Annotated in this window: 10 protein-coding genes and 1 pseudogene; all 11 read left to right on the top strand. The window is 36.0% G+C overall.

From position 1 onward, the window contains the following. The coding region (locus LDB17_RS11960; RefSeq protein WP_393925039.1) for a TolC family protein at window positions 1-790 on the top strand (790 nt) is incomplete at its 5' end. Between the two features lie 7 nt (window positions 791-797). Further along, complete coding sequence (locus tag LDB17_RS11965; RefSeq protein WP_252638782.1) at window positions 798-2,027, top strand: efflux RND transporter periplasmic adaptor subunit; 1,230 nt, start codon at window positions 798-800, stop codon at window positions 2,025-2,027. A gap of 4 nt (window positions 2,028-2,031) precedes the next feature. Beyond that, window positions 2,032-2,772, top strand: a complete 741-nt coding sequence (locus LDB17_RS11970) for an ABC transporter ATP-binding protein (protein WP_252638780.1) — start codon at window positions 2,032-2,034, stop codon at window positions 2,770-2,772. A gap of 9 nt (window positions 2,773-2,781) precedes the next feature. Beyond that, window positions 2,782-4,002 carry an ABC transporter permease gene (locus LDB17_RS11975; protein WP_252638778.1) on the top strand — a complete coding sequence of 407 codons (1,221 nt, stop codon included), beginning with the start codon at window positions 2,782-2,784 and terminating at the stop codon, window positions 4,000-4,002. A 2-nt stretch (window positions 4,003-4,004) separates the two neighbouring features. Further along, complete coding sequence (locus LDB17_RS11980; protein WP_252638776.1) at window positions 4,005-5,093, top strand: sensor histidine kinase; 1,089 nt, start codon at window positions 4,005-4,007, stop codon at window positions 5,091-5,093. Beyond that, window positions 5,090-5,791 (top strand): LytTR family DNA-binding domain-containing protein, encoded by a 702-nt coding sequence (locus LDB17_RS11985; RefSeq protein WP_252638774.1) that lies wholly within the window; start codon window positions 5,090-5,092, stop codon window positions 5,789-5,791. Before LDB17_RS11980 ends, LDB17_RS11985 begins: the two co-directional genes overlap by 4 nt. A gap of 214 nt (window positions 5,792-6,005) precedes the next feature. After that, a complete protein-coding gene (locus tag LDB17_RS11990) occupies window positions 6,006-6,623 on the top strand; it encodes a TetR/AcrR family transcriptional regulator (protein WP_135104407.1) in 618 nt (205 codons plus the stop codon). A gap of 138 nt (window positions 6,624-6,761) precedes the next feature. Then, window positions 6,762-7,667, top strand: a complete 906-nt coding sequence (locus tag LDB17_RS11995) for a phospholipase A (protein WP_252638772.1) — start codon at window positions 6,762-6,764, stop codon at window positions 7,665-7,667. Window positions 7,668-7,750: 83 nt separating this feature from the next. Continuing rightward, window positions 7,751-8,107, top strand: a complete 357-nt coding sequence (locus tag LDB17_RS12000) for a thioredoxin family protein (RefSeq protein ID WP_252638768.1) — start codon at window positions 7,751-7,753, stop codon at window positions 8,105-8,107. A 29-nt stretch (window positions 8,108-8,136) separates the two neighbouring features. After that, window positions 8,137-9,084, top strand: coding sequence for a 3-oxoacyl-ACP synthase III family protein (locus LDB17_RS12005; protein WP_252638767.1), 948 nt, complete (start codon window positions 8,137-8,139; stop codon window positions 9,082-9,084). Between the two features lie 24 nt (window positions 9,085-9,108). Beyond that, window positions 9,109-10,014 (top strand): annotated as a pseudogene (locus tag LDB17_RS12010) (UDP-3-O-acyl-N-acetylglucosamine deacetylase); the annotation flags it as partial. Window positions 10,015-10,123: the final 109 nt, after the last annotated feature.

The following is a 10,123-nucleotide window of genomic DNA, read 5'->3' on the forward strand; positions in this document are numbered from 1 at the left end:
AGGAAGTATTACACACAGTGAATATGCTCAGGTGGAAGCTCAATATAGCTCCGACAAGTACAATCTGGTACAAGCACAAAGTTCTTACGAAAGTTATAAGTTACAACTGAAACAATTGCTCGAATTAGATTATGATGAAGAGATAGACATTGTATTTCCTGAGATAAACGACGAAGATATACTATTATTTATCCCTTCAAAATACGAAGTCTATAGAAGAGCTCTGAATATAATGCCCGAAGTAGCAAATAGCAAATTAAATATACAGCTGGCTAATCTCAGTAAATCATCTGCAAAGGCAGGCTATCTACCTACTATTTCTGTTACAGGAAGTATAGGTACGGGTAATATATTTAATAATTCCCCCTCTTTTGCTACACAAATAGGACGAAATTTCAATCAGTCTATAGGGCTTACACTTAGTGTGCCTATTTTCGATAATAAACAAAACAAGTCAAACGTAAAAAGGGCTGAGCTCGACATACAGACAGCTCAACTAGAATTGATAGATACAGAAAAAACATTATTAAAGACGATAGAAACCTTATATCAGGATGCAGTATCGGGGCAAAGCAAGTATAGAGCAGCCAAGGATCAAGTAAAATCTTCGGAATTGAGTTATCAGCTTGTACTAGAGCAATATTCATTAGGAATACGCAATACTGTAGAACTCACTACCGAAAAAAATAATTATGCCAATGCTTTACAGTCTTTACTGCAAGCCAAATATACAGCATTGCTAAGTTTGAAATTACTAAATTTCTATCAAGGACAAGAATTAACGCTTTAATAAGATAATGATGAAAAGAAAATCCAAGAAATATCTGATAATAGGTGCTATACTACTCGTTTTATGTTGTATAGTTTTTCTTATACTCCCACAAGGGAAAAAGACAATAACTACATTAACAACAGCTAAGGTAGAAAAAGGAAACCTTTCTATAGCCGTCACAGCGACAGGAACGATAGAACCTATCACCCTGGTAGAAGTAGGAACACAGGTTTCTGGTGTAATATCTAAAATATATGTGGATTACAATTCAGAGGTCAAGGCCGGACAGGTACTTGCAGAACTGGATAAACGCCTACTCGCATCTGAACTGGAAAATGCTAATGCAGCACTTCAATCGAGACAAGTGGATCTGGATCTTCAAAAGAAAAATTATGAGAGGCAAAAAAGCCTTTGGGAAAAACAAGCAATCAGCAAAGTTGATTGGGAAAATGCCGAATCGACATACAAAACGGCTCAACTTGCTGTAACATCATCCAAAGCTGCCGTATTAAAGGCTCAAACCAATCTTGGCTATGCAACCATTACTTCTACAATAGACGGAGTAGTTGTTTCCCGTGCTGTAGAACAAGGACAAACGGTAGCTGCATCTTTCAGTACGCCAACCCTTTTCACCATCGCAAACGACCTGACTAAAATGCGCGTAATAGCCAATGTAGATGAAGCCGATATAGGTGGAGTAAAAGAAGGACAACGAGTATCTTTTACTGTGGATGCTTTTCCCGAAGACGAATTTGAAGGAAAAGTAGTGCAGGTAAGACTGGAAGCAACAACTACATCTAACGTAGTTACATACCAAGTTGTAATAGATGCACCCAACCCTGATCTAAAATTAAAACCAGGGCTGACAGCAAATGTAAACATCTATACAATGGAAGAAAAAGACTTACTATTGATTCCTTCAAAAGCTTTACGTTTCAACCCTGCACCCGAAGTAATGAAAGATATAGAAGGGTTAAAGGTATCAGAACAAAGAGGTCCTGTTGATCCTAATAATGATAAAACTCAGAAAATAGTATGGGTAAAGGACGGAGATAAGCTATTACCCAAACATATTGTTATTGGTAAAACCGACGGCATACATACAGCTATAATAGAAGGACTAAATGCAGGGGAAGAAATTGTAACCGGAATATTACAAAAGACAAATGGCGATAAATCTGAAGCACAAGCGAATGGAAATGGAGAATCTAGCCCTTTTATGCCAAAACGCCCCGGAGATAACAAGAAAAAATAACGTAATGAATAAAGAAATTATAAGAGTTGAAAACCTCAAGCGAAACTATATTGTTGGTGATGAAACGGTTCATGCTTTGAGAGGAATAGACTTTAGTATATCCGAAGGCGAATTTGTCACAATCATGGGTACAAGCGGCTCGGGTAAATCTACTTTATTGAATATACTGGGCTGTTTGGATACACCGTCCGATGGTGAATATTATCTGGATGGGATTTCTGTACGCAAAATGGGTAAAAATGAAAGAGCAACCCTCCGTAATCGTAAGATAGGATTTATATTTCAGTCTTACAATTTACTGGCAAAAACAACAGCTGTTGAAAACGTTGAGCTACCATTGATGTACAATCCGGATATATCGGCAAAAGATCGTCACCAGAGAGCCATAAAGGCCTTGCAAGATGTAGGACTGGGAGACCGACTGAATCATAAATCGAGTCAAATGTCGGGAGGGCAAATGCAACGAGTAGCCATTGCCAGAGCATTAGTGAACGAACCTGTTATCATATTAGCAGACGAAGCAACAGGGAATTTGGACACTCGTACTTCGTTCGAAATATTATCACTGATGCAGCGGTTACACTCCGAAGGACGTACTATTATATTCGTTACACACAACCCCGAAATATCGGCATTTAGCAGTCGTAATATTGTTATACGAGACGGACGTATCAAGGAAGATACAAGGAATACAAATATTCAATCGGCAAAAGAATTTCTCGCTAAATTACCGGTAGAAAACTGATATATTAAAATGAATTTCATCAATCTCTTTAAAATAGCATTACGAGCCCTTAGCGGTAACAAGTTTAGGGGATTTCTTACTATGCTTGGTATAATTATCGGTGTAGCTGCCGTTATTACGATGCTTGCAATAGGTCAAGGATCTAAAAAAAGCATACAGGATCAGATTTCCACGATGGGCTCTAATATGATAAATATACGTCCCGGAACCGGACAATTTGGAGGTGTGCGTCAAAGCGCATCCAGCATGCAAACATTAAAAATGGAAGATTATCAGGCAATCGTAGATCAGGCAGAATTCATTTCCGCTGCATCGCCGGAAGTTCAATCTTCGGGGCAAGTGATTTTTGGAGCAAATAATACCCCAACATCTATCTATGGGGTAAATCCTTCTTTTCTTGATATCCGCAAATACACAATAGCACAAGGTGAAATGTTTACAGATGCCGATGTGAAGACGTCTGCAAAAGTGTGCGTGATCGGACAAACTGTAGTTGATAACCTGTTTCCCAATGGTGAAGACCCTGTAGGGCAATCGATACGTTTCAATAAAATCCCATTCAAAGTCATTGGTGTATTAACATCAAAAGGGGATAATACAATGGGAATGGATCAGGATGACCTGATGATATCACCTTACACTACTGTACAAAAGCGTATTTTGGCAATAACTTATATACAATCGATATCGGTTTCGGCGGTTAGCGAAGATGCTACAGATCAGGCCATTTCGAGTATAGAGAATATAATGCGGCAACAACATAAAATAACAGGGAATCAGGAAGACGACTTCAATGTAAGATCGCAAAAGGAACTAATAACTATGATGAGTTCTACAACCGACATGATGACTATATTGCTGGCATGTATTGCCGGAATCTCTCTTTTTGTTGGTGGCATCGGTATCATGAATATCATGTATGTCTCCGTAACCGAGCGCACAAGGGAAATAGGTTTGCGAATGTCTATCGGAGCCAAGGGATTTGATATATTGATGCAGTTCCTTATAGAATCTATACTATTGAGCGTTACAGGAGGCGTTATAGGCGTGATCATTGGTATTGGCAGTGCATATATTGTGAAAAATATTTTAGCATGGCCTATAGATATTCAAGTTTATACTATAGCTTTGTCTTTTATAGTATGTACTGCTACCGGAATATTTTTTGGGTGGTATCCGGCAAAAAAAGCGTCGACCCTCGACCCTATAGATGCACTCAGATACGAATAACGATGAAAAACTTTATAAGAATATTTCCACATGTACTTATCTGGACAATTGTTTTAATTGTTCCTACTTATCTGATGTCGAGAGAAGGGGTATTTGATATCAAGCCTTTCTACAATTATTGCATACGTGTTGCCCTACTAGCGATACTGTTTTACCTCAATTATTTATACTTAATAGAGAAACTTTTATTCAACCGTAAGATTATTACCTATATAAGTATAAATATTGTGCTTGTTATCATTATTGTTGCATTACAAACAGTAATATCAGACCTGCTCGCTTTTTCCATACCTGTCAATATGCAGGAACATCCAAGAGAATTTCCACGAATGGAAGAACATCGAAGAGGTGGTCCCGGAGGCCCTCCTTTAATGAAATTTGTTATAGACTATATGTCTATTTTCTTTCTCATTGGTCTTAGTGTTGCCATAAAAATGACAGCCCGTTGGTATAAAGATTCTATCACCTTCGAGAAAGTAAAAAGTGTACAATTAGAAGCGGATTTGAGAAATCTTAGAAGTCAGCTGAATCCTCATTTTCTATTCAACACATTAAATAACATATACTCGCTTATTGCCATAGATCAAAACAGAGCTCAGAATGCAGTACATCGCTTGAGCAACTTGCTGAGATATGTTATGTATGATAATGATCAGAAATTTGTACCATTGGATAAAGAACTGGAGTTCACAAAAAACTACATCGATTTGATGAGACTTCGTCTTAGTTCTATGGTAAAGCTGAATGTTGAAATAAATAGTGCAGGAAGCAAAGACCTGATTGCATCTCTGATGTTTATTACACTTATTGAGAATGCTTTTAAACACGGAATAAACAATGGAGATAATAGCTTCATTAATATAAGTATCTTGGTCGATCCGGGAAAAGGTGTTTTATGCACTGTAGAAAATAGTTTGATTGAAAAATCTGAAAATATGGAAACTCATAATTCAGGAATCGGACTTGTAAATCTTACGAAGAGATTGGAGTTGTTATATCCCGACAGATATGAATTTATCGCGGAAAAACGCTCTGATCGCTTCTTTACATTATTGAGGATAGATTTCAAAAAAACAGAAATAACAGTATGACTCTCAAATGTATAATAATAGACGATGAACCTTTGGCTATCGGTTTACTAAAATCATACGTCTTAAAAACATCTTATCTGGAGCTAGTTGGAACATTTAATAGCGCACTATCTGCTATCAGCACAATAAATGAGAGACAGATAGATCTACTATTTCTTGATATCAATATGCCTCAGATAAATGGGCTTGAGTTTTCAAAAACAATACATGCATCTACACGTATTATTTTCACTACAGCATATGATCAATATGCAGTCGAAGGCTTCCGTGTAAACGCTTTGGATTATTTACTCAAACCAATCAACTACACAGATTTCTTACAGGCAACAAACAAAGCACTAGAATGGTTTAAACTGGCAAATATATCTCATTCAACAACAAGTATATTTATCAAATCGGGTTACAGAATGGAAAAAATAGATTTTGATAATATTCTGTATATAGAGAACCAGAAAGATTATGTGAAGTTCCATCTCGAAAATCAAAAAGAACCAATTAGCTCTTTAATGAGTATGCAATCGCTTGAAGAAAAACTGCCAAGTAATTTATTTATGAGAGTACATCGTTCTTTTATTGTCAATCTGAAAAAAATAAAAACAATAGAACGAAATTGTATCGTTTTCGGGAAAGAATATATTCCTGTCTCCGAATCATATAAAAGCAAATTCATGGATTTTCTTAACAAACATTTTTTTTAAATCCCCTCTCCATCCACGATTTTTATCGTGACAAATAATCACCCTCCATTATACTCTAGCAATCAATAAGATCATCGCTAATCTTATTGATTGCATATTCCAACCTAAGCATTTGCAAAATATTTTTTAACAAAAAAGATATTGCATTTTTAAATTTTATCATGATCTTTGCAACGTGAACGATCGTTCACGTCTTTTATTTTTAACTCAAATAATGAAATATAGTAGAGAATATATATTAAGGAGAGCCTTTGATGTTTTCATGAATAAAGGCTATGATAGTGCTTCAATATCTGTGTTACAAGAAGAATTACAGATGTCTAGAGGTGCGTTGTATCGCTATTTTAAAAATAAAGAAGAGCTTTTTAACGCTGTTATTGACGAATATTTCTTTAAGATATTCGATAAGTTGCAGCACAATATGGATAAACATACGTACTCTTTAGAGAAATTTATAGAAGTAATGCATAGGCGGCAAAAAATATTTGTCAATGCTTTTACCAGAGCAGGAGTTACTCATACCATTTTCTTAAATTATACAGCTCTTGTAATACAGGCCGGCAAACATTATCCCAATTTCTTGGAACGCTTCAAAATAATAAACAATCGATCTTTGGAGTCATGGAAAGATGCTATGCGAAACAGTATAAAAGCAGGTGAAATTAAGGATGATATAGACATCGATATCTTAGCTATCTTGTTTAATAATACAAGTGTGAAAGAAACCTCTGACAGGGATTGTAACGATTCTTCATTCGCTATTAATGTTATGCAGGATATGAATCGGAGGATGGAAGTAATGCGTTATTTATATAGCCTAATAAAAGTATAGCGTTGATGAACAATGAAATGTGAATGAATGTTCATTATAAAAACAGCAACATAGAAAAAAATATCAAGACAACGCTCCGAAAAGAGAATTCATTTATATACTCATCATCATTAGACAATTTATAATACTAATTACCTCATGTTAAGAAGCTATATATTTATAATATTTATTATTTCATCAGTTACACTACTTGCTCAAAATGATACAGATTTAATGTATTTAGGCAACGATAGCATACGTCAGCAGTACGACAGTGCAATGAAAGACCCTCACATTTTTCGTCCAAGGCATTTAGAAATATCGGAGAGGGATGCTATAAAAATGGCAGACCGCATGCCTGCATTCGCTGTATATAGAGACACCTATTTTGTTACGGGGGTACCACTGGATGAGAAAATTACAGAAAACTCTGCTGATGTAACTTTCCAGCTAAGTATAAGACAACGACTGACTAGAAGTATCTTACCTTTCAAATCATTTTTGTATTTAACTTATACACAAAAATCATTTTGGAACATATATGCTCAATCAAGTCCATTCAGGGATACAAACTACAATCCGGGTGTAGGGCTTGGAAAGTATATATTGTATAAAGACAGAGTAGTTGGTGCTGCCTTCGTACAGTTGAAACATGAATCCAACGGGCGTGATGAGGAAGAATCCAGAAGCTGGAACTATTTAAGTTTATCTATGAAATATTATTTCAACGCCCGATTCAATATTTCTGGGGAAGTTTGGATTCCATATGTAGACGGGGGGAATAATAAAGATTTGCTAGATTATAGAGGACTCGGCTTTGTATCGGTCAATTACACAAGTGATAAACATCGCTGGTGGCTTTCAGCAGATATCAATCCTCGAAAAGGATGGGGTAATGTGAATACAACTCTAACCGCTGCATTTAAAATGTCAGACAGATCAAACCAGTATTTATTTGCTCGTTTCTACCAAGGGTACGGAGAGAGTCTCCTCGGCTACAATCAATACACGATGAATATAAGAGTAGGTATTTGTATAAAACCTAATTTCTATAATTTCTTTTAAGAATGTTTGAATTAAAAAAATTTCGTTTCAAGACATGGCATTTCGTTCTACTATTCGTCCTTTTTTTTATTCTGGTAAACATTATGGGACTAATATCTATAAACGGGAACTCATACTCTATTGAAAATGAGATTGTGCAAATAGAAGAAATATATGATTTGTCTAAAATAGAAAATTCGACTGAGATTGTGTCTATTATTTTTTACAAAGAAGACTCAAATATTTGTGGTAAAATGATGCATAACATAAATCAGCTAACAAGCAAAAACAGTAAGTTTTACAGATCGGAAGTAAATAAGAACCCAGAATTATATAACAAATATAATATATCCGGAGTTCCTTGTACCCTGATACTTAAAAAAGGAGAAGAAATAAGTCGCATTATGGGTTTAGTTCCAACCTCCAATCTGGAAATTATCTATAGTAGGATTGCTAAATAGTTGTAGGTAATATAAAACAACACACTAATATGTTTATTAACTCAATAGGATGTTACGTCCCGAAAACAAGGATTCCAAACGATTATTTCACCGAAATAAACGGATTAACAAGCGATTGGATAAGTCAACGTACAGGAATCTTAACTCGTTCAAGAGCTTCGCAGGAAGAAACGATAGACTATATGTCTAGCAAAGCCATAGAATCGGCATTACCGAATCTTCCCTACAAAATAGAAGATATAGATCTGATTATTTTTGCATCATATACGCCCAGCGATACGATTGTTACAACAGGGCATTATGTACAAGGCAAATACAATATATCAAATGCAAAAGTATTTTTTGTATCATCGGCATGTTCGTCGGGACTCAATGCGATAGAAATCATATATTCCTTTTTCACATCGCAGATAGCGGAAAAAGCACTGCTTATCTGCGCCGATCGCAACTCTACATATTCAGATGATACAGATTGCGTATCTGGACACTTGTGGGGAGACGGAGCTACGGCTTACTTTTTCTCAACCGAGTCCTATTCAGAAAAAGACCCTCAGATTATAGATGTCACAACACAAGGATTAGGACATATAGGATTAGCTTCGAGAGCAGTTTACCTTAATCCGAAAGAAGATGGTTTGAAAATGCCTCATGGCAAAGATGTTTTTATACAGGCTTGCACATACATGGCGCAAAACACGAAGGATATAGTCGAAATCAACGGATATTCGTTAGATGACCTAACCTTTTTTATAGGACATCAGGCTAATATGAGAATATTAAAGAATGTTGCGAAACAACTAGCAATACCCGAAGAAAAGGTATTAACGAATATTCAAGAGTTAGGAAACACCGGCTCAACAGGTGCCTTATTGGTATTGGCACAAAATATAAAAAAAATCGCACGGGGAGACCTGATATGCATATCGGTCTTCGGCGGGGGATATTCTGCAGGCTCATGCCTGATCAAGATTCCCTAAATATAAAATTAAATAAATATTATTATGGTTTATCAACGTACTTTAAAAAACAGTTTTTCCCTACAAGGGAAAGGATTGCATACAGGACTAAATATACATATCACATTCAATCCGGCACCTGAAAATTATGGATATAAGATCAGACGAGTAGATATACCGGGAAAACCGATAATAAATGCTTTGGCAGAGAATGTTACAGCTACCCAAAGAGGAACTGTAGTATCAGCCAATGGTGTTAATGTGAGCACAGTAGAACATGCTATGGCTGCATTATACGCATGCGAAATAGACAATTGCCTGATAGATGTAGATGGACCCGAGTTTCCTATATTAGATGGAAGCTCTATTTTGTATGTGAGCAAAATAAAAGAAGTCGGTACAGAAATACAGAATACTGCAAGAGAATATATTTCGATAAAACGCAAAAAAATTAAGGTTGTAGATAAAGCCACCGGATCGTCAATGATACTAATTCCGGATGAGTCTTTTAGTATAGAATCACATATATCCTTCAACTCTACATTCCTAAAAAGGCAAGATGCAACAATGCATGACCTATCTGAGTTTCCAAAAGATTTTGCTTCTGCACGAACATTTGTCTTTGTAAAAGAAATTGAATCTCTACTCAATAATAACTTAGTGAAAGGTGGAGATTTGGATAATGCTATTGTTATATACGATAAGCCTATAGAGCAAGAAAAGTTCGATCTATTAGCCGACATGCTGGGAGCAAAGAGAAAAGATTCTACAAAGCTAGGATATATCATGAACAAGCCTTTGCTTTATCCGAATGAACCGGCCAGGCATAAATTGTTAGACATTGTAGGTGATTTAGCTTTAGTCGGTCGTTTTATAAAGGGAAAAGTTATAGCTAATTGTCCGGGACATAAAATAAACAATATGTTTGCTAGAGCCATTAGAGAAGCGGTATTCCCAAGTATACAAGAAGAATCCCTTATACTGCCTGAAACAAGTCATGCGGGTCTATATTCTTTAGCTTAATCAATAACATGCAAAATAGTACCAATAGATATATGAG

The sequence above is a fragment of the Dysgonomonas sp. Shenzhen-Wh21 genome, assembly GCF_043392705.1.
Taxonomy (GTDB): domain Bacteria; phylum Bacteroidota; class Bacteroidia; order Bacteroidales; family Dysgonomonadaceae; genus Dysgonomonas.

Coding starts and splice junctions, on each gene's coding strand:
- LDB17_RS11965 (WP_252638782.1), top strand. CDS start 798: ATGATGAAAAGAAAATCCAAGAAATATCTGATAATAGGTGCTATACTA.
- LDB17_RS11970 (WP_252638780.1), top strand. CDS start 2,032: ATGAATAAAGAAATTATAAGAGTTGAAAACCTCAAGCGAAACTATATT.
- LDB17_RS11975 (WP_252638778.1), top strand. CDS start 2,782: ATGAATTTCATCAATCTCTTTAAAATAGCATTACGAGCCCTTAGCGGT.
- LDB17_RS11980 (WP_252638776.1), top strand. CDS start 4,005: ATGAAAAACTTTATAAGAATATTTCCACATGTACTTATCTGGACAATT.
- LDB17_RS11985 (WP_252638774.1), top strand. CDS start 5,090: ATGACTCTCAAATGTATAATAATAGACGATGAACCTTTGGCTATCGGT.
- LDB17_RS11990 (WP_135104407.1), top strand. CDS start 6,006: ATGAAATATAGTAGAGAATATATATTAAGGAGAGCCTTTGATGTTTTC.
- LDB17_RS11995 (WP_252638772.1), top strand. CDS start 6,762: ATGTTAAGAAGCTATATATTTATAATATTTATTATTTCATCAGTTACA.
- LDB17_RS12000 (WP_252638768.1), top strand. CDS start 7,751: ATGGGACTAATATCTATAAACGGGAACTCATACTCTATTGAAAATGAG.
- LDB17_RS12005 (WP_252638767.1), top strand. CDS start 8,137: ATGTTTATTAACTCAATAGGATGTTACGTCCCGAAAACAAGGATTCCA.